A 23078-nucleotide genomic window follows, 5' to 3' on the forward strand; every position below is an offset into this window, starting at 1 on the left:
CTCCGCTATCCCCTCGACACCGCCGCCCACCCGGGCGCGGCCTCGCCGGCGGGGTAGTCGCCGACGGCGGTCATCCGCAGGTCGGGGTCGGGGGCGCCCACGACGAATTCGCCGGGCAGCTGCGCCCGCAGGCGTTCGTCGTAGGTCCGCGCCGCGGCGTCGCAGCCGGTCTCGCGCACGGTCTCCGGCTCGCCGACGTGGACGATGCCGCGGTCGCGCCAGGTCAGCGTGCCCTGGAACGAGCCGCACGCGCCGTCGCCGGTGTACGACTCGCGGCCGAACACGATCACCGGCGGCACGGTGCCCTCCGGCACCCCGCGGGGCAGCGTCGGGTCGTCGTAGACCTCGGTGACCTGCCAGCGCTTGCCGACGATCCGCTCGTCTCCGCCCACGCCGTCGTCGGCGGTTTCACCCGGGCCGTCTCCGGCGCCGCACGCCGCCAGACCCAGCGCGGTGGCCGTCGTCACGCAGAAAACGGCGATCGCGCGTCCGGCCCGCCTCATCGGCCGGCCTCCGAAGCTTCGTGGGCGCGGGTGAGTTCCTCGAGGAAGCTGCGGGCCCACAGGTCGACGTCGTGGTCGCGGACCTGGGCGTGCAGGCGCGCCATGCGGTCGCGGGCGTCGTCGGGGTGGTGCTCCAGGGAGTTGACCGCCGCCATGATCGCCCGCTTCACCGACTCCAGGTCATGCGGGTTGCACAGGTGCGCGCCGTCGAGCTCCGTGGCGGCGCCGGTGAACTCGGACAGCACCAGCGACCCGGTGCCGTCGGGGTGGCAGGCGACGTACTCCTTGGCCACCAGGTTCATGCCGTCGCGCAGCGCGGTGACCAGCATGACGTCGGCGGCCGCGTACAGGCCCAGCAGTTGGTCGAAGGGAACGGGCCGGTGGATGTAGTGGATCACCGGGCGGCCCAGCGACCCGAAGCGGCCGTTGATGCGCCCGACCGCGTGTTCCACGCGGGCCCGGGTGCGGCGGTAGTCGTCGACGCGTTCGCGTGACGGGGTGGCCACCTGCACCAGGACGCTTTCCGACGGATCCAGCGCACCCGATTCCAGCAGCGACTCGAATGCCTCGAGCCGCACGAGGATGCCCTTCGTGTAGTCCAGCCGGTCGACGCCGAGCAGCAGCGTGCGCGGATCGCCGGCCAGCGCGCGGACGCCGTCGCGGTCGGCGTCGGCGGCCTTGGCGATGACGTCGCCGGAATCGATGGAAATGGGGAACGACCCCACCCGCACCGTCCGGCCGTCCGGGGCGGTGATCGACCCGGTGGCCGTGCGCACCGACGATCGGCCGTGCACGGAGAGGGTGTCGGGCAGTCCCGTGTGGGAGCCGGCCTCGCCGGACACGCGGCGGCACAGGTCGAGGAAGTTGTCGGCGCACGTGTCCAGGTGGAACCCGATGACGTCGGCGCCGAGCAGCCCGCGGACGATTTCCTCGCGCCACGGCAGCTGGCGGAAGATCTCCGACGGCGGGAAGGGGATGTGCAGGAAGAAGCCGATGGTCAGGTCGGGGCGCAGTTGGCGGAGGATGCCCGGCACCAGCTGCAGCTGGTAGTCCTGCACCCACACGGTGGCGCCGTCCGCGGCGCGGCGCGACACGGCTTCGGCGTAGCGGAGGTTGACTTCGCGGTACGACTCCCACCAGTCGCCGTCGTAGGTCGGGGCGACGATGAGCGAGTGGTACAGCGGCCACAGGGTGGCGTTGGAGAAGCCCTCGTAGAACTTTTCGTGCTCGTCGGCGGTCAGTTCGACGGGGAAGAGGTGGAGTCCTTCGTCGGTGTCGATGGCCTCGGGCACGTCGGGGGCGTCGGGTGCGTCGGAGACGCTCCCGGCCCAGCCGACCCAGGCGCCGTTGTTGCGCAGCAGCACCGGGGTGAGTGCGGTGACCAGGCCGCCGGGGCTGGCTTCCCAGCGCACGCCGCCGGGGGCCGTCGGGTCGTCGACGGGGGCGACGGGCAGCCGGTTGGCCACGACGACGAAGTCCGAGCGTTCGCGGCCCATGGGGGTCACGCCTTCTTCGCGGTCTTCTTGGCGGTGGTCTTTTTGGCGGTGGTCTTTTTGGCGGTGGCCTTCTTGGCCGTCGTCTTCTTCGTGGTCTTCTTCGCTGTCGTCTTCTTGGTGGTCTTCTTGGCGGCCTTCTTCGTCGACTTGCGGGTGCGCTTGGCGGTCTTCGGGGCGGTGGCCTCGAGGTGCTCTTCGTGGACCTTCTTGTAGTTCAGGCCCTCGGGTTCGACGCCGAGCATGCACATGAGGGTGACGCAGTCGTGGAAGTCATCGGAGAACGTCGCGACGATTCGTCGCGCGCCCGCCGCCGTTTCGGCCTCGACCTGGTGCAGTGCCTCGTTCTGGGCGGTGCGGGTGTCGGTGACCTTGGGTGGCACGGATCCTCCTGGCTCGTGGCGGTCTGCGAATGGTTCGGGTGGGGTCGGGCTCGTCCCCCGGGGTCCGGTCGTCCGCCTCGCCGGTGGCCCCATTACAGGCCTTCCAGTGTACCAAGGTGGGCTTTCCGGGGTGAGCCGGGCGGTTTCTCGCCTGCGGCTCGCGTGGCTTCGTTGCTTTGCGAAGTCCGTCGGGTTCGCGTTCGGCGTGTTACCACTCGACGCCGTCGTCGCCGGGGGCGCGTCCGTAGCGGCGGCCGAATTTGGCGCGGGCGCTGCGGCTGAGGCGCGTGCGGGGGTCGGTGGGGTTGGCGGTGCCGTCGGCGGAGTCGGTGCCGGCGGCTTGGCGGCGGCGACGGCGCTGGACCTTCGGGCGTTTGACGTCGCCGTGGCGGATCAGGCTCGGCGGGCGGCGCATCTGGCGGGCCAGCCATTCGCCGAGGGCGATGCCGGCGGCCAGTGCCGTGGCAGTGGCCAGGGCGGCGGCGAGTGCGGTGAAGCCGTTGAGGGGTTGGCCGTTGAGCAGGGCGTGGAGGCCGCGGTAGATGGCCATGCCGGGCAGGAAGGGGGTGACGCCGGCGATGGCGGTGACCAGCGGGGGAATGGAGGAGCGGCGGGAGAGCAGGCCGCCGGCGAGGCCGACTGCGGTGGCGGCGGCGCCGGCTGCGGCGACGGGGTGGACGCCGACGGGCAGGAGCATCCAGTAGTAGAGCATCGAGCCCATCAGGGCGGTCGCGCCGGAGACTGCGAGCGCCTTTCCGCCCGCGTTGGAGGCCAGGGCGAAGGCGACGCTGGCTGCGGTTCCGGCCAGCACGCGGACGGTGGACTGGGTGAAGTTGGGGTCGGCGGCGGCGCCGATGGGCGGTAGGGGGATGCCGATGAAGGCGGTGACTTCGAAGCCGATGGCGATGCCGGCGATGATGCCTCCGGTGAGCAGCATCGTGTCGAAGAATCTCGCGGAGCCGGTGACGGGGGCGCCGGTGATGCCGTCCTGGAGGGATTGGACGAGCGTGAGGCCGGCGAGCATGACGATGATGCCGGAGGCGACGACGCGCGATGGTTGCATCTCGATGCCCGCCCACGTCGCCCCCGCGTAGGCGAGGGCGGCCATGAAGGTGGCGATGAATCCGCCGGTGGCGTTCTGGAAGAACGGTGGCAACGCCCGGACGTTGAGTTCGCCGATGGTGGCGACGATGATCGCCGTGACCACCGCCGCGATCGCCCCGACGAGGGCGCTGCCGCCGAGCAGGATCGACACTGCGGCGGCCATGGCGGCCCAGCCGAGGTAGATGATGCGCAGCCGGTACAGGGGAGGGGCGTTTTCGATGGCGTCGGCGCGTTCGATGGCGTCGTCGAGGGAGACCTGGCCGCCGCGGATGGCGCGGAGCAGCTTGTCGACGTTGCGCAGTCGGTGGAAGTCCACGGAGGGGGCGTCGACGACGCGCATGGCGGTCACCGGCGTTCGGCGGGCGCCGATGAGGTGGTAGACCGTCACGGACGTCAGGGTGATGTCGACCTGCACTCGGGTGAGGCCGTAGGCCGAGGTCACGGCTTTGATCTGCAGGACGGTGTCGGAGTTGCCGGAGCCGCAGGACAGCAGCAGCCCGCCGAGTTGGGCGGCGAGGTCGAGCACCGACGTGACCTGGTCGGGGTCGGTGTAGTCGATCGGGGCGAGGGGCAGGGGAGTGCGGGTCGACTGGACGAGGTCGACCGTCGACTGGGGTCCGAACAGGGCGTTGCGCACCTTGGTGCGGAACGCTCCGGCGAATCCGGGGATCGCCGCGGCGGTGGTCGCCTGCTGGTCCTCGGCCATGTTCCTCCGTCCCCGGGGATCCCGTGGTGGGGATCCCCGTGTCTCGTCGCGTCTTAGTGGCGGGGTGGTTCCGCGTCGCGGGGAGTCTACATGCGCATTCGCCCGTAGACACCCGCCCGGTCGGGGCGGTGACCGCGGCCCGCTGACGTGGGCGAAGTGCGGATGCGGGTGCGTCCCCGGGGCGATGGTGCGACCGGGTAGAATGCCGTTCCATGCCGGAGTGGCGCAATTGGCAGCGCGCCCGCCTTGTAAGCGGATGGTTGCGGGTTCAAGTCCCGTCTCCGGCCCCAAAGCATGCAGGCCGGGACGGTGATCGTCCCGGTCTGCATTCGTTTCGGTCTGCCACGGTGGGGCACCCCCGTCGAGAGGCGGGCGTCGTAAAGCAAAAAACGTGTGACCTGGGACACTTTTCACTCGTCGGTAATTGATGGTCCACCCCCGAAAACAGTTCAGTGAACGAAACCTTGCCGGTTAATGGGGATTCACCTAATACTGTTCGCCACGCACTGCCTGTGATCCGCGCCACGTTGGCGGGTCACCGTCCGGCAAGGCGTCCGGCCCCACCGCCTCACGCTCAAGGACCCGACATGAACGCTTCCGCATCCCCCGCCCCCGGCCTCGATCGCACCGCCCACTTCGGAGCCCCGCATCAGCCCCGCCACCCCAAGCGGGTGCAGGCGCCGCAGCAAAAGGACGACCGCCTGAGCACCCCGGGCCACACCCGCGACAGCGAGGCCTTCCGCGCCGCCCGCGACACCCTGCTGGCCACCCGCACCGACTACGACGGCGCCCGCGAAGCCTTCGAATGGCCTGAACTGCAGGACTTCAACTGGGCGCTCAACTGGTTCGACGTCATCGCCTACCAGAACCCCGAGCCGGCGCTGTGGATCGTCGAGCCCGACGGCTCCGAGGCGATCTACTCCTTCGACCTCATGCGCCGCCGCTCCAACCGCGTGGCCAACCACCTGCGCAGCCTCGGCATCGGTCGCGGCGACCGCATCATGCTCATGCTGGACAACCAGGTCGAGCTGTGGGAGACGCTGCTCGCCGCGATGAAGCTCGGCGCCGTCGTCAGCCCCGCGTCGATTCAGCTGCCCGCCGCCGAAACCCCGGAGCGTCTGGAACGCGCGCGGGTCAAGATGGCCGTCACCTCCCGCCGCTACCTGGACCGCTTCGCCGACGTTCCCGCGGACAGCGACGTCATCCTGCTGGCCGCCGACGAGGACGAGGAGCCGATGACCGGCGACGGCCGCATGCCCGCCATCCCGGTGCTCAACTTCCACGAGGCCTACATCGCCTCCGACGAATTCGAAGCCGACGGTCCGACCCGCCCCGATGATCTGCTGCTGCTGTACTTCACTTCCGGCACGACGTCGAAGCCGAAGTTGGTCGCGCACACCCACGCCAGCTACCCGGTGGGCACGCTGACCACCATGTACTGGCTCGGCGTGCAGCCCGGCGACGTGCACATGTCGATCTCGCAGCCGGGGTGGGCGAAGCATTCGTGGTCGCAGGTGTTCGCGCCGTGGTCGGCGGAGGCGTGCATCTTCATCTACAACACGGACCGCTTCGAGGCCGGCGCGTTGATGGGCCAGCTCGAGCGTTGCGGCGTGGACACGTTCTGCGCGCCGCCGACGGTGTGGCGCATGCTCATCCAGGCCGACATGACGGGCATGTCCCGCGTGCCCCGCGAGGCCCTCGGCGCCGGCGAGCCGCTGAATCCGGAGGTCATCGCCCGCGTGGAGCGGGACTGGGGCGTGACCATCCGCGACGGGTACGGGCAGACGGAGACGACGGCGCTGGTGTGCAACTCGCCGGGCCAGGCGGTGCGTCCGGGGTCGATGGGGCGGCCCTGTCCGGGCGTCGACATCGTGCTGGTCGACCCGGAGACCGGCGAGCTCGTCGATGACGGCGAGATTTGCGTGGTCATGGACGGCCATCCGCTATTCCTGACGCCGGGCTACCACGAGGACGCCGACAAGACGGGTGCGGTGATGTTCGGCGGGCACTATCACACGGGTGACCGGGGCATTCGCGACGAGGACGGCTACATCACCTTCGAGGGCCGCATCGACGACGTGTTCAAGGCGTCGGACTACCGGATTTCGCCGTTCGAGTTGGAGTCGGTGCTGTTGGAGCATCCGGCGGTGGCCGAGGCGGCGGTGATTCCGTCGCCGGATCCGCTGCGGTTGGCGGTGCCGAAGGGCGTGGTCCGCCTGGCCGCGGGCGCGGAGGAGAACCTGGAGACGGCGAAGTCGATCATGGCGCACACCGCCGAGCGTCTGGCCGGTTTCAAGCGCGTGCGTCGTCTGGAGTTCTCGGACGATCTGCCGAAGACGGCGTCGGGCAAGATCCGTCGCGTCGAGTTGCGCAACAGTGAGTTGGCGCGTCCGGAGGCGGAGACCGATCCGGAGGCTCCGGTGGAGCTGCGCCGCGAGCGGGAGTACTGGGAGAAGGATTAGCCGTTTTTGCTTGACGACGGCCGCCCTTCCCCGATCGCCGGAGGTGTTTCGTGCGCTCGGGGGAGGGCTTTCGTTGGTCACATCCGTCACTTGCGTTTCTTCCGTTATTGGTTTTGGCGTAAGCTGGAGCGTGCGCAAGTGGGGTGACGACCCCACCCCGCCGGCGCGAGAACCAGGGAGGACGCATGTCGGACAACGACTCTGACAACATCATCGCCAGGAAACCCGCGGTCATTTCGGCGGCCGACGGCGTTGACGGCGGGCGTCGTACGGCGCGGACCGTCGTGGGCGCGGTGTTGGGGGCCCTCGTGCTCGCCGGCGGCGGGTTCTTCGTCGGGGCCGCGGTGGGGCAGAACTCCGGCGGCGCCGACGACGCTTCGGAGGTCGCCTACGAGTCCACCTTCTTCGGCTCCTCGTCGTCCGGATCGTCGGCGCCGGGGTCCTCGGCGGGACGCGATGGCGGCGCGGCCGATGCCGACGGCGATTCCGGTGACGGCGGCGGTGCCGGTGACGCCGGTGCTGGTGGAGCCGATGCTCCTTCGCCGACCCCCGAGTCCGGCAAGGGCAGCAGTGGCCGCACCGGCTACGCCGTGCAGGGCGACGTTATCGAGATCGAGGGCGAGGACGTCCTGGTGTGCCTCACCGGCAATGGGTTCGGCCTCAGCCACGTGGGCGTGACCCTCGAGGCCGGTGCCGACGGTGACGCCACCGCAGCCGACTCCGAGCGCCTGTGCGCCGACGCGCTGCGGTTGACCGGCGCGCTGATCATGGCCGACGGCGACGGCGATCTGCTGGGCACCGCCCGCGACGTCAACGCCGCCGGCCACGCCTACCGGTGCCGTCCGGTCGCGGAGAAGGTGCTGCGCTGCACCGCCGAAGACGGGTCGATCGTCACCCTCTGGTCCGCGGGGCCGTAACTCGCCCGCACCCGATTCCCCGCGCCGGCTGCTCCGGGTGCTGCACATGTCGAAAGCACCTATGCTGGGGCGCGGACGGAAGGGGGCGACCGGGGGTCGTCGCACCGGCATCGCACCGGCATCGCACCGGCACCGTCTCCGCCGCCACCGCTGCGGCGACATGCGCCCGCACGGGGAATCCGAATATTCCGATCATGCGGAAGGCAGGGTGCGTAAAGATGTCGGAGATCTTGTACGTCAGCGGATCGAACATGGGGATGTCGCGCATCGCCGAGGGGCTCACGCGCCACGTCGCCCCCTCCGTGACGGTTTTTTCCGCGGGCATCGACGTCGACCCGGACGATCGCGGCGTGGACGAGGACGCGCGCCTGGCGTGCGCCGAGATCGGGGCCCGCTGCGACGGTGATCCGCTGCAGTTGACCGCGTCGTTGGCCGACCGCGCCGACGTCGTCGTCGTGCTCGGCGACATCGACGTTTCCGATCACGTCGCCCCGGACGTCGCCACGCAGCGTTGGGAGATCCGCGATCCCGCCGACGACGGCATTCGCGGCGTGGAGCGTTACCGCCGGCTGCGCGACGATCTGCGCGAGCGGATCATCGGCGTGCTCAAGGAGCTCGGCGACGATCCGACGGCCCACTGAGGCGTCGACACCGGCGTCCCGCCTTTCCTTCCGTCCGTCGGCCCGTGATTTCGGCCCCTTCGCCTCGGGTGACGGTCGCGTAGCCTACGCTGGGTACCCATGAAAATGGGACCATCTCTCCGTCGCGTGCTCGTCAACGCCGCGGGAACGAAGCTGACGCCCAACCGTCTGCGCCATCTGCTCAATGCGTGGCCGCCGCTGATCGCGATGGGCATCCGCATCACGCACATCGCGGATGACTGGTCGCGGGGTCATCTGGAGCTGCGCCTCAATCGCCTCAACGCGAACATGCATGGTGCGGCGTTCGGCGGCACGCTGTTTTCCATGACGGACGTGCTTTTCGGCACGCTGGTCATGCAGCGCCTGGGCGTCGACCGTTACGAGGCGTGGACGCGTACGGGTTCGTTCGAGTACATCCGACCGGGTCGTCGCGGCGCCTACCTGGACGTGGAGGCCAGTGATGAGCTGATCGAGCAGATCCTGGCGGAGACCGAGGGCGGCTTTTCGACGGTCGTCCCCTACACGTCCGTCATCCGGGACAAGGACGGCGGGATCGTCGGCATCGGGCAGCAGGACCTGTACGTGCGCCGGCGGGGCGTGGGCAAGCCGCCGCCGAATCCGGCGCAGATCGAGCACGTCGCGGGCGAGAACCTCATCGCCGCGGGCCGCACGCTGGCCCGTCTGGGGTTGCGGGGGGCGGAGCACCGCGAGCTGTTGACCGAGCATGAGCGCATGGCCCGTCGATGCGTGCGACCCGAGGCCCGCGCCGTCGCGTGGCTCGACGGGGTGCTCGAGTACGGTGCGGTGACGCTGGACGACTACCGGGCGGCGGGGCTGCCCGACGTCGTCATCGAGGCGTTGACGTCCGATAATCCGGGGTCCGCCGCGATGTCGCTGCGTGCCGAGGTCATCGACGCCCGGGAGTCGCTGGGCAAGTACTGACAGCCTTTCGTCCCACTGCGGGAATTCGCCGTCGAGAGTACGGTGGCGAACACCGATGAATGCCGGTCACCACCATTGGCCGGATCATGCGGTGCCGTGCAGTGGATACGAGCGAAAGGCGGATCGGCATGAGCGGAAACTACGCACGTCAACTGGTGGAGACCCTCGCGGCGCAGGGGGTGCGGCGCATTTACGGGTTGGTCGGCGACAGCCTCAACCCGGTCGTCGACGCGGTGCGCCGCAGCGACGACATCGAGTGGGTGCACGTCCACAACGAGGAGTCCGCCGCGTTCGCCGCGGGTGCGGAGTCGCTGATCACGGGTGGGTTGGCGGTGTGCGCCGCGTCGTGCGGCCCCGGCAACACGCACCTGATCCAGGGGCTTTACGACGCGCACCGCAACGGCGCCAAGGTGTTGGCGATCGCATCGCACATCCCGTCGCAGATGATCGGGTCCTCCTTCTTCCAGGAGACGCACCCGGAGCAGATCTTCGGCGAGTGCTCCGGCTACTGCGAGATGGTCAATTCGGCCGAGCAGGGCGCGAAGGTCCTGCACGGGGCGATCCAGTCGACGATGGCGGGAAATGGCGTGTCGGTGCTGGTCATGCCGGGTGATCTGGCGGCCGAGGACGCCGTCGACGTGCCCGCCCTGGGGTCGACGATCGTGCCGGCCGCAGGCGTCGTCAAGCCCGATCCCGCCCAGGTGGACGACCTGGCCCGGGCCATCAACGACGCCGACACGGTGACGTTCATGGTCGGCGCGGGTGCCGCCGGCGCACGCGACGACGTGCTCGCGCTGGCCCGCCGCCTCAACGCGCCCGTCGGGCATTCGCTCGGCGGCAAGGAGATCATCCAGCACGACAACCCCCACGACGTGGGCATGTCCGGTCTGCTGGGTTACGGCGGGTTGCAGAAGGCGATGGACGACGCCGACCTGTTCATCATGATCGGCACCGATTTCCCCTACACCGACTTCCTGCCGACGAAGAACGTCGCGCAGATCGACGCCAACGCCGCCAACCTCGGCCGCCGCACCACCGTCGCCCACCCCGTCCACGGCGACGTCGGGGAAACCGTCCGCGCCCTGCTGCCGTTGGTCGCCGAGAAAACCGACGACTCCTTCCTGGTGAAGATGCTCCGCCACCACGAACGCCAGCTCGAGCACGTCATCGAGGCGTACACCAGCGGCATCGAGGACAAGACCCCCATCCACCCCGAGTACGTCGCCCGCGTGCTCGACGAACTCGCCGACGACGACGCGGTGTTCACCGTCGACACCGGCATGTGCAACGTGTGGGCCGCCCGCTACATCACCCCCAATGGCCGCCGCCGGGTGCTCGGTTCGTGGCGCCACGGCACCATGGCCAACGCCCTGCCGCACGCCATCGGCGCCCAGGGCCCGGACCGCGACCGTCAGGTGATTTCCATGTCCGGCGACGGTGGCCTGACCATGCTGCTCGGTGAACTGCTCACCGTGCGCCGCAACGGCCTGCCGGTGAAGACCATCGTGTTCAACAACTCGTCGCTGGGCATGGTGAAGTTGGAGATGCTCGTCGAGGGCATGCCCGACTTCGGCACCGACCAGGACGACGTCGACTACGCGGCCGTCGCCTCCGCATTGGGCATGCGGTCGGTGCGCATCACCGACCCGACGCGCCTGCGCGAGCAGCTCGCCGACGCCCTGGCATTCGACGGGCCGGTGCTCGTCGACGTCGTCACCGACGCCGACGCCCTGTCGATTCCGCCGGAGATTTCGCTCGAGCAGGTCGCCGGGTTCACCAAGGCCTCCGTGCGCACCGTCCTCGACGGCGGCGTGGGCAAGATGGTCGAACTCGCGCGCACCAACCTGCGCAACATTCCCCGGCCTTAGAAGGGGAGGGGGCGAAAGGGGCGGGCGCCGACCTCAGCCCAGCAGCTCCGCGACCAGCCCGGCGACGCCGCGGTCGTGGGGCTGCAGGTGGTGGGCCACCCCGCGGCCGAGGCGGTCCTCCAGACGGATCGTCGTCGCGCCCGGGTATTCGTCGGGCGTGAGCGCGCAGTCGGGCGGCACGACGTGGTCGGCGTCGCTGACCAGGTCGAACCACCGGGGTAGCCGGGCGCCATCGCCAACGGTGCCGCCGGCGGCGCCGTCTGCGTTGAGGCGGTCGCGGACCGCCCGCGCGACCTCGGGGAGCCCCGACCCGGCGAGCAGCTGCCGTCGAAGGCGGACCTGATCGGCCAACGCGGGCCCGAATGTCGCCGAGATCGCCGACATCGGCACCCCACGGGGCATGCGCACCCCGCGGTGAGTCCCCGACATGCAGATGACGCGGCGGACGACGTCGTCGTCAAGCACATCCGCGACCACCAGACCCGCCAACAATCCGCCCTGCGAGTGCCCGACCAGGTCCACCCGGTCGGCACCCGTCAATTCGAGGGTGCGGCGGACGATGCGGGTGACCTCCGCACGATTGTCCGCCAGCGGCGCCGTGCCCCGATTGCCGTACGTCGGCGTCACCGCCACACGCCCCCGTGCGAGCAACAACTGCGCCAACGCCGCCCAATTGCCGCCGTTGGCCACCGTCCCGTGCAGGCAGACGACGGGTGGTGCGGTCGGCGGCTCGGCGAGCGGGGCGGCGGATGCGGCCGAGACGTCGAGCACGCCGTCGGGGATGAAACCCGTCGGCGGGAAGGCCAGCAGCAGCGGCTTCACCGGTCGGCCGCGTCGTCGGTGCCATCGGCGGCGGTGCCATCGGCGGCGTCGTCGGCGTCGTCGGCGTCGCCGTCATCCTCGCCACCGCCGTCGCGGGAATCGGAGCCGTCACCCCAGTTCCACGAAAACTTCGGGCCCGTGCCCTTCGATTCGGTCAGTTGTTGCAGGCCCGACCAGCCCGCGCGCTCGGCCCATTCGGCGAAGCCCGACCGTTCGGCCCATTCGGCGAAGCCCTCGCGGTACATCAGCGCCGACAGCAGGGACGCGAAGTTCGGCCCGCCGCCACCGTCGTTTGAGTCGTCGCCGCCGAACTCCTCGCGCATCGCATCGGCCCGCTCATCCGAGCTGGCCCCGGCGCCGCCGTCGCCGTCGTCGTCATTTCCATCGGCGACGAACGCGCCGCCCGTGAACGACTCGTTGACCAGCAGCAGCAGCTGTTCGCGCACCAGCGCCCGCACGCGGCGGTCGGTGGCCACGTGCTCGTGGAGCACCACCGCCTGGGGGAACCGGTCCTGCACCCAGATGTTGTCGACCGTTCCCTGCCCGCCGTCGTCGAGGAAGCACGACGACGGCGGGTTGATCAGCTGGTCCGTGCGGCTGGCGAGGCACGTGTATGTCACGCCCGGTGCGGTCACGTCCCGTTGCGCGATGTCCTCCAGCAGCGGCGATCCCGTCAGCTGTTCGAGGCCGGACTGTCCCCAGTAGCTCTGCACGAAGTTGTTGACCAGCGATTTCGTGCCCGGGATCTTCAGCAGCCCGGATGCGACGCCGCCGAGCGACGTGCCGTGGTTGGGTGCGGCCAGGCACACGACGTGCCGTGTGATCTGCGGGTGGTGGAACGACAGCAGCGTCGCCAGCAGTCCGCCCTGCGAATGGCCGACGATGATGGCGCGCCGCCCGCCCGTGGCGGCCAGCACCTGCCGGATGTACGCGGCGAGCTGGTCCATCGACTCCGTCAGCGGCCCGGTCGCCCGGTAGCCGTAGTCGGGGGCGAACACCGCCCAACCGTCTTTGCGCAGTTCTGCCCCGAGGTCCTCCCACACCCCCTTGGCGTGGCCGGTGCCGTGGAGCAGCACGATCGGCCACGGGCGTTGCGGCGACACGGTCGCCCGCCAATCATCCTCGAAAATCCCGCGCCGCGTGCGGTACGTGGCGTAGGGGACCTGCGGGTTCTGATCGGCCATTACGCCAGTTCCGTGGTTCCCAGCGCGTTGCGGAGCTTGTCTGCGGCCTCGTCCATTTTGGCGGGGTCGGGGTCGCGGTTGACGTTGGCCAGGTTGAAGCCGCTCATGTCGGAGGCCGGGAAGACGTGGATGTGCGCGTGCGGGACCTCGAAGCCGGCGATGAGGTAGCCGGCGCGCGGGGCGTCGAACGCCTCGACGACGGCCTGGCCGACCTTCTGCGCAACCTCGTTCATGTGGGCCCACAGGGCGGGGTCGGCGTCGGTCCACTTGTCGACTTCCTCGACGGGGATGACGAGGGTGTGGCCGTAGGCGACCGGCTCGATGGTCAGGAAGGCGACGACTTCGTCGTCCCGGTAGACGAAACGTCCGGGCAGTTCGCCGTTGATGATCTTCGTGAAGACGGTGCTCATGCCGCCCAGGGTAGCGGCGAACCCGGGGCGGGTGCAGGGCAATCGTGCCCGGTCGCGGGCGGCGGTGAACCACGTCCGTGTAATTCGTTCTGCGGGGGTATTTTTCGCGGCCCCATTCGCGGTGCTTCGTTGTGCGTGACGACGGCCCGTCTGCGTGGCTTTGCGGCCTTCTTTCCCGGTATGTGCGTGGTGGCCGGTGGGGCGTGTGTGAATTCGGGCGGTGCCGGACACCTAATTCGGGGGTGCCTCCGTGAATTGTTTTGCAGCAAAACTGCAGTATGAAGTCGCAGTGCGGGGTATTGACGTGCGGGAATCGCGCCGATCGGTTAGCGCGATGGGTGCTTGAGGTGGAATGCGTGCCGCCACCGTGACGGAACCGGAGTGGCGGGGGTAATCGACCCCGTCGATCGCATGCGCCGATCAGTCGGTGCGGACAAGATTGTCCGCGGGGTGAGCCAGTGGGGCGACCGAGGTAAGAGGGTCGCGGCGGGTGCGAGAAGCCCCGGCGGCATACGGCGGTGACCGGATGGGAACCGTCCACCGCACGTCGCCGCCGGGGCGTGACCCGGGGGTGGGGCACCCGCGCTTCGGGAGGGGAAAGCGCGACGGATTCCTCGATGGGCCATGCGCCGGGGGAGCGATGGTCGAAGACGGGGATCGGTCGCGGACACCGCCCGGTCGGCGTCCGGAGATGATGGGGGAATCTCGCCGGATGGCCGAAAACCGGGCCGCTCACCCGACGGGCGGCCGCCCGCGGCACCTGGGGGAGTGCCCGGGCGGCCGGTGGCGGCGGGGGAGCCCGAAATGTGGGCCGCGACCTGGTGCGTAGAATCACGGGCATGCGCATCCTCGTTATCGGTTCCGGTGCCCGCGAGCACGCCCTCCTTTACGCCATGAGCAAGGACCCGCAGGTCGGCGAGTCCGATCTGCACGTCGCGCCGGGCAATGCCGGCATGTCCCAGTTGGCCACGATGCATCCGGTGCAGGTCGACGACCCGGCCGCGTGCGCCGCGTTGGCGGATGAGATCGACCCGGATCTGGTGGTGATCGGCCCGGAGGTTCCGCTGGTGGCGGGCGTGGCCGATGCGCTGCGGGAGAAGGGATACCCGGTGTTCGGCCCGAACAAGGATGCCGCCCGCATCGAGGGGTCGAAGGCGTTCGCCAAGGACGTCATGGCCGCGGCGGGCGTGAAGACCGCCCATGCGGAGGCCATTCAGCCGGGCGCGTCCGACGCCGACATCGACGCCGCCATCGACCGTTTCGGCCCGACGTGGGTGGTCAAGGACGATGGTCTGGCCGCGGGCAAGGGCGTGGTGGTCACGCCGGATCGCGCCGCCGCGCGCGCCCACGCCGTCGACGTCCTCGCCGCGGGCAACCCGGTGCTGCTGGAGTCCTTCCTCGACGGCCCGGAGGTCAGCCTCTTCTGCCTGGTCGACGGTGAGACGGTGGTGCCGTTGCAGCCGGCGCAGGACCACAAGCGCGTCGGAAACAACGACGAGGGGCCGAACACCGGCGGCATGGGCGCCTACGCCCCGCTGGATTGGCTGCCGGACGACGGCGTGCAGCGCATCGTCGATGAGGTGTGCGTGCCGGTGGCCAAGGAGATGGTCGCCCGGGGTTGCCCGTTCCAGGGTCTGCTGTACGCGGGGCTGGCGTGGGGTGCGGACGGCCCGTCGGTGGTGGAGTTCAACTGCCGTTTCGGTGATCCGGAGACGCAGGCGGTGCTGGCGCTGCTCGAGTCGCCGTTGGCCCAGGTGCTGTACGCGGCGGCGACGGGCACGCTGGCGGAGCAGCCGGAGCTGGAGTGGCGCGACGGCTACGCGCTGACGGTGGTGCTGGCGGCCAAGGGCTACCCGCAGGACACCCGCACGGGCGACGTCATCGGCGGCGCCGAGCCGGGCCGCGAGGCCGAGGGCGTGCTCCATGCCGGCACGGCCCGCGACGAGCAGGGCAACCTGGTGTCGTCGGGTGGTCGGGTGCTCAACGTCGTCGGCGTCGGCGCGACGCTGGAGGAGGCCCGCGAGCGCGCCTACGCCGTGCTGCCGACCCTTGAGCTGGAGGGTTCGCACTACCGTACCGACATTGCGCTGCCTGCGGTGGAGGGTCGCATCACCATTCCGGAGTGACGGTCGGCGCCCGCGCCGTTTTTGCTTGACGACGCCCCCGCCTCCGGGTCGTGCAACCTGGGGACGGGGGCGGCGTCATGCAGCGATAAGCTGGGGTCATGATGCCTTCGAAGCGGTCCGACGTAGCCCCGTTCCACGTGATGGATGTGTTGGCGGCGGCGCAGGAAAGGCAACGGACGCATGGCGACGCGCTGTTCCTGTGCGCGGGGCAGCCGTCGACGCCCGCGCCGCGGCGGGCGCTGGAGGCGGTGCAGTCGGCGGTGGGGTCGCAGATTCTCGGGTACACCGAGGCGACCGGCATTCCGGAGTTGAAGCGCGCGATCGCCGATGACCACAACCGGCGGATGGCCGCGCGCGGGGGAGCCGATGGGGCGCGGACGTACCGGGCGGTGGAGTCGGAGGACGTGGTGGTCACGACGGGCTCGTCCGGTGGGTTCGTGACGTTGTTCCTGGCGGCGCTGGATCCCGGCGACGACATCGTCCTGGCGCGGCCGGGGTACCCGGCGTACCGGAACACGCTCAGGGCGTTGGGCGCCAACGTCGTGGAGATCGACTGCGGGCCGGAGACGCGGTTCCAGCTCACCGTCGAATTGCTCGAAGGGCTGGAGCGGACGCCGCGGGCGGTGATCGTGACCAGCCCCGACAACCCGACCGGCACCATCATCGACGCCGACGAGCTCGGACGCATCGCCCGCTGGTGCGAGGAAAACGACGTCCTGCTGGTCAGCGACGAGATCTACCACGGCATTTCCTACGGCCGCGAATGCGTCAGCGCCCGGGAGTTCAGCGACGCCGCCGTCGTCGTGGGGTCGGTGAGCAAGTACCACTCCATGACGGGGTGGCGCGTCGGCTGGTTGATCATCCCCGAATGGCTGCGCGGCCCCTGCGACCGGCTGGCGGCGAACCTGACGGTGTGCCCGCCCGCGGTGTCGCAGGTCGCGGCCATCGAGGCGTTCCACCCGGAGTCCATCGCCGAGCTCGACGGGCATGTGCGCCGCTACGCCGCCAACCGCGAACTGCTCATCGAGCGGCTTCCCGACGCCGGGTTGGGCACGTTCGCCCCGCCGGACGGGGGTTTCTACATCTACGCCGACGTCTCGCACCTCACCGATGATTCGTTGACCTGGGCGAGGGGGCTTCTCGACGCCACCGGAGTCGCCGTCGCGCCGGGCGTCGACTTCGACACCGTGTCCGGCCACCGGTGGGTGCGGCTGTGCTTCGCCGGATCGACGGAGGATATGGCCGAGGCCTGTCGGCGCATCGGCGAATTCAACGGAAAATAGCTCTTCCCTTGCGTCCGCGACGGGTCTAACGTCATCGCGGTGAGCATCACGTTGAGCGTGGGGCGGCGCCGCAGGCACCTGCGCCCCACCATGGCGGTGGCCCTCGGTTTCCTCGGGGTCATCGTGGTCGGCACGGCCCTGTTGGCCGCGCCCTGGTCGTCGGCGTCCGGCGCATCGACACCCTTGTCCGACGCACTGTTCACCGCCACGTCGGCGACGTGCTTGACGGGCCTGATCACGGTGGACACCGCGACGCATTGGTCGGCCGCCGGGCAGGTGACCATCATGGCGCTGATCCAGCTGGGCGGCCTCGGCTTCATGACGATGGCGTCCCTGCTCGCCCTGCTCACCGCCGGGCGTCTGGGACTGCGGCGCCGACTGGGCGCGACCGCGGAGGGCCGCGGCATCGACCTCGGTGAAGTCGCGTGGGTGGTGCGGGCGACCGTGCTGTTCACGTTGCTCGTCGAAACGCTGGTGATGGCTGTGCTCACGGTGCGTTTCCACGTCGGGTACGGCTACGGCTGGGGGCGTGCGGCGTGGGAGGGCGTCTTCCACGCCATCTCCGGGTTCAACAACGCCGGATTCGCGCTGTACACGGACAACGTCATCGGTTTCGCCGCCGACGCATGGATCCTGCTGCCGCTGGCGTTCGCGCTGATGATCGGCGGTTTCGGCTTCCCCGTGCTGCTGGAGATCGCCCGCCGGTTCCGCGCCCGCATCGACGGCCGCCCGCGCCGACGCTGGAGCCTGACCGCCCGGTTCACGCTCATCGGCATCGCGATCCTCGTGCCCGCCGGCACGGCGCTCGTGGCGCTGGGCGAATGGAACGGGGCGCTGGGCCATCTGGGCTCCTGGCCGATCCGGCTGCTCAACGCGTTCTTCGCCGGGGTCAGCCCCCGCACCGCAGGCTTCAACGCCGTCGACTACGCGGACTTCAGCCCGGCGACGCTGCTGGGCACGGACATCCTCATGTTCATCGGCGGCGGCTCCGGCGGCACCACCGGCGGAGTGAAGATCACCACCACGGCGGTGCTCATCGCGGCGATCATCGCCGAAGTCCGTGGCGACGCCTCCGTGGTTTCGCACGGCCGACGCCTGAACGGACGCGTCGTCAGGCAATCCCTGGCCGTGCTGACCGCCGGCCTGACCCTGGTCGTCGCCGCGACGATGGCGCTGCTGATCCTCGCGCCGCAATTCACCTCCGACCAGATCCTGTTCGAGGTGGTCAGCGCATTCGCCACCGTCGGGTTGTCCACCGGCATCACCGCTCAACTGCCGGTGGCGGCCCAACTCATCCTGATCCCGCTCATGTTCGCCGGGCGCGTCGGCCCGTTGGCGCTGGCCACCGCGCTGGCCGCCCGCAGCCGCGACCGCCTGTACGACTTCCCGGAAGAGAGTCCCTTCATTGGCTAACGCATTCCGCCGCGGACACCGCGCGGCAGACGAAACCGCCGAATCCGCGTCCCACCACGGACACCGCTCCGAGCCGGGCTCGGGGCTCGTCGTGATCCTCGGCCTGGGCCGCTTCGGCCAGGCCCTCGGCGAAGAACTGGTCGACGGCGGCGTCGAAGTGCTGTGCGTCGACGCCGACCCCCGGGTCGTGCAGGAATGTGCGACCACCTTCGACCACGTGGTCACCGCCGACACCACCAACCCCGAGGTGCTGCGCCAACTGGGGGTCGCGGACGCGGGGCGCGTGGTCATCGCCATCGGATCCAACATCGAGGCGTCGGTGCTCACCGCCTCGGCGGTCGTGGACATGGGAGTGCCCAGCGTCTGGGCGAAGGCGGACAACCAGGCGCACGCGAAGATCCTCGGCCAGATCGGCGTGCACCACGTCATCCGACCCGAGTCGGACATGGGGCGGCGCGTGGCCCACCTCATGGGCGGCAAGGTGCAGGAGTACGCCGAATTCGAGCGGGGCTTCGCCGTGGCGAAGATCGCGCCACCGGTGTCCGTGCTCGACCACCGCGTCGGCGAGGTCAACGCCCGCGGCGATTCCCCGGTGCAGATCCTGGCCATCCGCCCGCGCGGCGAGGCTTTCCGACGGGCCATCGCAGATGACGTGCTCCGGGCCGGTGACCTCGTCATCGCCGCCGGGCCCGTCGATGAACTGGAGAAGTTCGCCGCGCGGAGGTGAGAGGCGGCGGACACCCGCTCAGAGCAGGTGAGGGTGGTGCTTCGCCGTGACGTCGGGGTGGGAGCGCACCCGGAACTTCAGGGTGTTCTTCCCGTAGGACCGGTGCAGCACGTCATCGTCGGTGCTGCGGTACCCCGTCGCCTCGCGGGCCAGTTCGGCGGGCAGGGGCAGGCGCTCGAGGGTGGCGGAGTAATTCGGGTTGAAGAACAGGGGGATGCTCAGGCGCGTGGTACCCGGCTCCGGCGACAGCACGCGATGGACCGTGGCCTTGAGGTATCCGTCGGTGACCAGCTCCAGCATCTCGCCGATGTTGACCACCAGGCTGCCCTCGCGCGGCGGCACGTCGCGCCAACCGGAGTCCGTTTTCACCTGCAGTCCCGTGCTGCCCGGCGCCAGCAACAGGAGAGTGAGGATGCCGGAGTCCTTGTGCGCGCCGACGCCCTGGCGGCCCTCGTCCTCCGAGCGGCCGGGGTAGCGAATCACCTTGATCAGCGTGTCGGGGTCGGCGAAGGCGTCGTCGAGGGCGCCGGGATCCTGCCCGAGGGCCGCCAGCCACTCGTGGAGCAGGGAGCGGGCGACGTCGTGGAGTCGCTCGCGGTACGTGATGATCGCCTCGCGGAAGCGGGGGAGTTCCTCCGGCCAGAGGTTCGGCCCGATGAGGATTTCGTAGTCGTGGCGGATGTCCTCCACGGGGATGGGATCGCGGTCGATGCCGATGTCGATCTGTTCGCGCCAGTCGATCTCTCCGTTGGTGTACTCGCCACCGTGGCGGGCCCAGCCGCGGAAGTGGGGGCTGGCCAGGTTCTCCACTTTCTTCTTCGCGTCGTCGGGCAGCGCGAAGAATTCCTCGGCGAGGGCGAAGAGCTCGTCGAAGGTCTCCTGCGGGATCCCCGTTCCGGTGAGGTAGAAGAATCCCACCTCGTGCGCGGCGCGGAGTAGGTGGTCGCGGAAACCGGGTTCGCCGGCGCGGGACAGGTCGACTACCGGCAAAGCATCGGTATCGGCGGCGGTGGTCGTGGTCGTCGTGGCGTTCATGGGAAGTGCTCGTCCTTTCGCTTTCGTCTTTTGGGTCACAGCCCACTCTGGCCCGGCGGAGCGGAACGGGGAACCGTTCCGTTCTCCATGAAACAAACTAGACCGCTCTGTCTGTATGTGTGTCATGATCCCGCCATGAACACGAACAGCGTTTCCCCTGCCGTCGACGTCGCTCGGCCCGCGTCGCCGACGAACTACGACAATTCCGAACCGGGAGCGTGGGGCTTTGCCACGCGGCAGATCCACGTCGGGCATGCCGTGGACTCGGATGCGCACGCCCGTGGCCTGCCGATCCACCAATCGGCGTCCTTCGTCTTCCCGGACTCCCGCACGGGCGCGGCCCTGTTTGACCTGGCCGAGGTCGGATACACCTATAGCCGCACGACGAATCCCACGGTGGAGGCGGTGGAAAAGCGGATCACCTCCCTGGAAGGCGGCGTACACACGGTGCTGTTCTCCTCAGGCATGGCGGCCATCCACGCCGCCCTGGTCACGCTGACGGCGGCGGGGTCCCACGTCGTCGCATCTCCGCGGCTGTACGGAGGAACCGTTACGCTGCTGACCTCCACATTGGCGAGATTCGGGGTGCGGACCACGTTCGTCGACGATCCGGACGACCCGGGCAGCTGGTCGGCGGCCGCGGAGCCGGAGACCGTAGCGTTCTTCGGCGAGACCATCGGCAACCCGCTGGCCGACATCCTGGACATTCCGGCGGTGGCCGACGCCGCCCACGCACATGGGGTTCCCCTGATCGTCGACAACACGTTGGCCACGCCCGCGCTCGTGCGGCCGATCGAGCTGGGCGCGGACATCGTCGTCAACTCGACCACCAAGTTCCTCACCGGCAACTCCTCGTACGTCGGCGGCGCATTGACCGACGGGGGCACGTTCGATTGGAACGTGCGACGCGACGGCAGACCGGTGTTTCCCACGCTGTCCGAGCCCGATCCGACGTACCACGGTCTGGTGTTCACGGAGGCCTTCGGGCCGGAGGCGTTCGCCATCCGAGCCCGCACCGGTGTCCTGCGCGACACCGGCGGGTGCCAGTCGGCGCAGGCGGCTTGGCAGTTGGCGCAGGGGCTGGACACCCTCGATCTTCGGGTCGCCCGCCACAACGACTCCGCCGCAGCCATTGCGAGGTACCTCGCCGGGCGTCCCGAGGTGGTGAAGGTGAACCATGCGGGACTGCCCGGGTCGCCATGGCATCCGGTGAAGGAAAGGCTGGGGCTGGACGGCGCCGGTTCGGTGTTCTCCTTTGACATCGACGGCGGCCGCGAAGACGCCTGGGCCTTCATCGACGCGTTGCGGTTGTTCAGCAACCTGGTCAACGTCGGCGACGTGCGTTCGCTGGTCGTGCACCCGAACTCGACCACGCATCGGCAGGGGACGCCGGAGGCCAATGCCGCCGCCGGCATCACGGATTCGACCATCCGGCTGTCCATAGGCCTCGAGGACGTCGCCGATCTCATCGACGACCTCGACCGCGGGTTCCGAACCCTGGCGGAGCGGCACACCGGGAGAGGGTGAGCCGGGGGCAGGGTGAGCCGGAACCGGGCGATCCGCCCGTCATGGAATACTTGGGTGCGTGGCCAACAAGAAGAAGATCGCAAACGTCCTGGCAAACCGCTACGCGTCCGCGGAACTCGCGGAACTGTGGAGCCCCGAGCACAAGATCATCCTGGAGCGGCGGCTGTGGCTCGCCGTGCTGAAGGCGCAGGCGGCGCGCGGCATCGAGGTGCCGGAGGGCACCATCGAGAAGTACGAGGCAGTCATCGACCAGGTGGACCTCGATTCCATCGCCCGACGCGAGCGCATCACGCGCCATGACGTCAAGGCCCGCATCGAGGAGTTCTGCGACCTGGCGGGCACGGAGCACATTCACAAGGGCATGACCAGCCGCGACCTGACGGAAAACGTCGAGCAGCTGCAGATCCTGCAGTCGCTGCGTGCGGTGCGCGACAAGGCCGTCGCCGTCGTCGCCCGCACCGCGGAAAAGGCCGCGGCCTACCAGTCGCTGGTCATGGCGGGCCGGTCGCACAACGTCGCCGCGCAGGCGACGACGCTGGGCAAGCGCTTCGCCTCCGCCGCCGACGAGATGCTGCTGGGCATCGAGCGCATCGAGGACCTCATCGACCGGTACCCGCTGCGCGGCATCAAGGGCCCGATGGGCACCGCGCAGGACATGCTGGATCTGCTCGACGGCGACGAGTCCGCGCTGGCGTCGCTGGAGGCGGAGATCGCCGAGGGCCTGGGCTTCACCCGCGTCTTCGACTCGGTCGGCCAGGTCTACCCGCGCACCCTCGACTTCGACGCCCTGTCCGCGCTGGTCGAGCTCGGCGCCGGCCCGTCGTCGCTGGCCACGACCATTCGCCTGATGGCTGGCAACGAGATCGTCACCGAGGGCTTCAAGGAGGGCCAGGTCGGCTCGTCGGCGATGCCGCACAAGATGAACGCCCGCTCCTGCGAGCGCGTCGGCGGTTTCCAGGTGATCCTGCGCGGCTACATGACCATGCTGTCGGAGCTGGCCGGCAACCAGTGGAACGAGGGCGACGTGTCCTGCTCCGTGGTCCGCCGCGTCGCGTTGCCGGACGCGTTTTTCGCGATGGACGGCATGTTCGAGACGTTCCTCACCGTCCTCGACGAGTTCGGCGCCTTCCCGGCCATGATCGACCGCGAGTTGGAGCGCTACCTGCCGTTCCTGGCGTCCACCAAGGTCCTCATGGCCTGCGTGCGCGCGGGCGTCGGCCGCGAGGAGGCCCACGAGGTCATCAAGGAACACGCCGTCGGTTCCGCGCTGGACATGCGCGAGAAGGGCGCCGAGCAGTCGCTGGTCGAGCGTCTGGCCGCCGATGACCGCATCCCGCTGGACGAGGAGGGCCTGCGCGCCGCCCTCGCCGACCGTCACGCGTTCATCGGCGCCGCGGAGTCCCAGGTCGACCGGGTCGTCGCGCGGGTCAACGCGCTCGTCGACAAGTACCCGGAGGCCGCCGCCTACACGCCGGGCGACATCCTCTAGGCCGGGCACCGGTCCGGGCTCCGGGGTAGTCCGGGCTCTGCGG

General features: G+C 69.8%; 19 protein-coding genes and 1 tRNA gene. 12 read left to right on the forward strand and 8 right to left on the reverse strand.

From position 1 onward, the window contains the following. Positions 1 to 5: 5 nt before the first annotated feature. From HMPREF3121_RS05285 to HMPREF3121_RS05300, 4 genes are all read right to left on the reverse strand, one after another. Complete coding sequence (locus tag HMPREF3121_RS05285) at positions 6 to 467, reverse strand: hypothetical protein (protein ID WP_141742980.1); 462 nt, start codon at positions 465 to 467, stop codon at positions 6 to 8. A gap of 32 nt (positions 468 to 499) precedes the next feature. Beyond that, positions 500 to 1999: an alpha,alpha-trehalose-phosphate synthase (UDP-forming) gene (locus HMPREF3121_RS05290; RefSeq protein ID WP_070520650.1), complete on the reverse strand. Its 1500-nt coding sequence runs from the start codon at positions 1997 to 1999 to the stop codon at positions 500 to 502. Between the two features lie 5 nt (positions 2000 to 2004). Further along, positions 2005 to 2379, reverse strand: a complete 375-nt coding sequence (locus tag HMPREF3121_RS05295) for a hypothetical protein (protein WP_070520653.1) — start codon at positions 2377 to 2379, stop codon at positions 2005 to 2007. Positions 2380 to 2587: 208 nt separating this feature from the next. Next, entirely contained in the window at positions 2588 to 4189 is a 1602-nt protein-coding gene (locus tag HMPREF3121_RS05300) for a threonine/serine exporter ThrE (protein WP_070520655.1), read from the reverse strand. Positions 4190 to 4403: 214 nt separating this feature from the next. Between HMPREF3121_RS05300 and HMPREF3121_RS05305 the strand changes: the two genes are divergently transcribed. The 6 genes from HMPREF3121_RS05305 (at position 4404) to HMPREF3121_RS05330 (ending at position 11019) form a co-directional block, all read left to right on the forward strand. Then, positions 4404 to 4479, forward strand: a tRNA-Thr gene (locus HMPREF3121_RS05305). Positions 4480 to 4776: 297 nt separating this feature from the next. After that, a complete protein-coding gene (locus tag HMPREF3121_RS05310) occupies positions 4777 to 6651 on the forward strand; it encodes an AMP-binding protein (protein WP_141742981.1) in 1875 nt (624 codons plus the stop codon). 185 nt (positions 6652 to 6836) lie between these two features. Continuing rightward, entirely contained in the window at positions 6837 to 7568 is a 732-nt protein-coding gene (locus HMPREF3121_RS05315; protein WP_070520658.1) for a hypothetical protein, read from the forward strand. A 218-nt stretch (positions 7569 to 7786) separates the two neighbouring features. Then, positions 7787 to 8209, forward strand: coding sequence for an arsenate reductase/protein-tyrosine-phosphatase family protein (locus HMPREF3121_RS05320; RefSeq protein WP_070520660.1), 423 nt, complete (start codon positions 7787 to 7789; stop codon positions 8207 to 8209). A 105-nt stretch (positions 8210 to 8314) separates the two neighbouring features. After that, a complete protein-coding gene (locus HMPREF3121_RS05325) occupies positions 8315 to 9151 on the forward strand; it encodes a PaaI family thioesterase (RefSeq protein WP_224370521.1) in 837 nt (278 codons plus the stop codon). A gap of 128 nt (positions 9152 to 9279) precedes the next feature. Then, positions 9280 to 11019 carry a pyruvate dehydrogenase gene (locus tag HMPREF3121_RS05330; protein WP_070520665.1) on the forward strand — a complete coding sequence of 580 codons (1740 nt, stop codon included), beginning with the start codon at positions 9280 to 9282 and terminating at the stop codon, positions 11017 to 11019. Positions 11020 to 11052: 33 nt separating this feature from the next. Here HMPREF3121_RS05330 and HMPREF3121_RS05335 read toward each other — a convergent pair whose 3' ends face one another. From HMPREF3121_RS05335 to HMPREF3121_RS05345, 3 genes are read right to left on the reverse strand one after another with little or no spacing between them, the layout of a single operon-like run. After that, positions 11053 to 11841, reverse strand: a complete 789-nt coding sequence (locus HMPREF3121_RS05335; RefSeq protein WP_070520668.1) for an alpha/beta hydrolase — start codon at positions 11839 to 11841, stop codon at positions 11053 to 11055. Beyond that, positions 11838 to 13025 (reverse strand): esterase/lipase family protein, encoded by a 1188-nt coding sequence (locus HMPREF3121_RS05340; RefSeq protein WP_070520670.1) that lies wholly within the window; start codon positions 13023 to 13025, stop codon positions 11838 to 11840. The genes HMPREF3121_RS05335 and HMPREF3121_RS05340 overlap by 4 nt, the downstream gene beginning before the upstream one ends. Continuing rightward, the gene (locus HMPREF3121_RS05345; protein WP_070520672.1) at positions 13025 to 13435 is read right to left on the reverse strand and encodes an HIT family protein; all 411 of its coding nucleotides are present in this window, start codon (positions 13433 to 13435) and stop codon (positions 13025 to 13027) included. The genes HMPREF3121_RS05340 and HMPREF3121_RS05345 overlap by 1 nt, the downstream gene beginning before the upstream one ends. Positions 13436 to 14274: 839 nt before the next feature. Between HMPREF3121_RS05345 and purD the strand changes: the two genes are divergently transcribed. From purD to HMPREF3121_RS05365, 4 genes are all read left to right on the forward strand, one after another. Beyond that, on the forward strand, positions 14275 to 15561 hold the full coding sequence (gene purD, locus HMPREF3121_RS05350) for a phosphoribosylamine--glycine ligase (protein ID WP_070520674.1): 1287 nt from the start codon (positions 14275 to 14277) through the stop codon (positions 15559 to 15561). Between the two features lie 98 nt (positions 15562 to 15659). Further along, complete coding sequence (locus HMPREF3121_RS05355) at positions 15660 to 16844, forward strand: pyridoxal phosphate-dependent aminotransferase (protein ID WP_070520677.1); 1185 nt, start codon at positions 15660 to 15662, stop codon at positions 16842 to 16844. 33 nt (positions 16845 to 16877) lie between these two features. After that, positions 16878 to 18257, forward strand: a complete 1380-nt coding sequence (locus HMPREF3121_RS05360) for a TrkH family potassium uptake protein (RefSeq protein ID WP_070520679.1) — start codon at positions 16878 to 16880, stop codon at positions 18255 to 18257. Positions 18258 to 18348: 91 nt separating this feature from the next. Next, positions 18349 to 18984 carry a potassium channel family protein gene (locus tag HMPREF3121_RS05365; RefSeq protein ID WP_070520704.1) on the forward strand — a complete coding sequence of 212 codons (636 nt, stop codon included), beginning with the start codon at positions 18349 to 18351 and terminating at the stop codon, positions 18982 to 18984. Between the two features lie 18 nt (positions 18985 to 19002). Here HMPREF3121_RS05365 and HMPREF3121_RS05370 read toward each other — a convergent pair whose 3' ends face one another. Next, complete coding sequence (locus tag HMPREF3121_RS05370; RefSeq protein ID WP_070520681.1) at positions 19003 to 20019, reverse strand: isopenicillin N synthase family dioxygenase; 1017 nt, start codon at positions 20017 to 20019, stop codon at positions 19003 to 19005. A 135-nt stretch (positions 20020 to 20154) separates the two neighbouring features. Between HMPREF3121_RS05370 and HMPREF3121_RS05375 the strand changes: the two genes are divergently transcribed. Both HMPREF3121_RS05375 and purB read left to right on the forward strand, forming a co-directional pair. Continuing rightward, positions 20155 to 21546, forward strand: coding sequence for an O-acetylhomoserine aminocarboxypropyltransferase/cysteine synthase family protein (locus HMPREF3121_RS05375; RefSeq protein ID WP_083291305.1), 1392 nt, complete (start codon positions 20155 to 20157; stop codon positions 21544 to 21546). Between the two features lie 58 nt (positions 21547 to 21604). Continuing rightward, entirely contained in the window at positions 21605 to 23035 is a 1431-nt protein-coding gene (gene purB / locus HMPREF3121_RS05380; protein WP_035120549.1) for an adenylosuccinate lyase, read from the forward strand. Positions 23036 to 23078: the final 43 nt, after the last annotated feature.

This window comes from Corynebacterium sp. HMSC11E11, assembly GCF_001807025.1.
In the GTDB taxonomy this organism is placed as follows: Bacteria; Actinomycetota; Actinomycetes; order Mycobacteriales; family Mycobacteriaceae; genus Corynebacterium; species Corynebacterium freneyi.

Bases quoted from the DNA above. Each gene is read 5' to 3' on its own strand.
- HMPREF3121_RS05370 (WP_070520681.1), bottom strand. From the start codon at position 20,019: ATGAACGCCACGACGACCACGACCACCGCCGCCGATACCGATGCTTTG.
- HMPREF3121_RS05290 (WP_070520650.1), bottom strand. From the start codon at position 1,999: ATGGGCCGCGAACGCTCGGACTTCGTCGTCGTGGCCAACCGGCTGCCC.
- HMPREF3121_RS05315 (WP_070520658.1), top strand. From the start codon at position 6,837: ATGTCGGACAACGACTCTGACAACATCATCGCCAGGAAACCCGCGGTC.
- HMPREF3121_RS05300 (WP_070520655.1), bottom strand. From the start codon at position 4,189: ATGGCCGAGGACCAGCAGGCGACCACCGCCGCGGCGATCCCCGGATTC.
- HMPREF3121_RS05325 (WP_224370521.1), top strand. From the start codon at position 8,315: ATGGGACCATCTCTCCGTCGCGTGCTCGTCAACGCCGCGGGAACGAAG.
- HMPREF3121_RS05330 (WP_070520665.1), top strand. From the start codon at position 9,280: ATGAGCGGAAACTACGCACGTCAACTGGTGGAGACCCTCGCGGCGCAG.
- purD (WP_070520674.1), top strand. From the start codon at position 14,275: ATGCGCATCCTCGTTATCGGTTCCGGTGCCCGCGAGCACGCCCTCCTT.
- HMPREF3121_RS05340 (WP_070520670.1), bottom strand. From the start codon at position 13,025: ATGGCCGATCAGAACCCGCAGGTCCCCTACGCCACGTACCGCACGCGG.
- HMPREF3121_RS05345 (WP_070520672.1), bottom strand. From the start codon at position 13,435: ATGAGCACCGTCTTCACGAAGATCATCAACGGCGAACTGCCCGGACGT.
- HMPREF3121_RS05375 (WP_083291305.1), top strand. From the start codon at position 20,155: ATGAACACGAACAGCGTTTCCCCTGCCGTCGACGTCGCTCGGCCCGCG.
- HMPREF3121_RS05320 (WP_070520660.1), top strand. From the start codon at position 7,787: ATGTCGGAGATCTTGTACGTCAGCGGATCGAACATGGGGATGTCGCGC.
- HMPREF3121_RS05310 (WP_141742981.1), top strand. From the start codon at position 4,777: ATGAACGCTTCCGCATCCCCCGCCCCCGGCCTCGATCGCACCGCCCAC.
- HMPREF3121_RS05355 (WP_070520677.1), top strand. From the start codon at position 15,660: ATGATGCCTTCGAAGCGGTCCGACGTAGCCCCGTTCCACGTGATGGAT.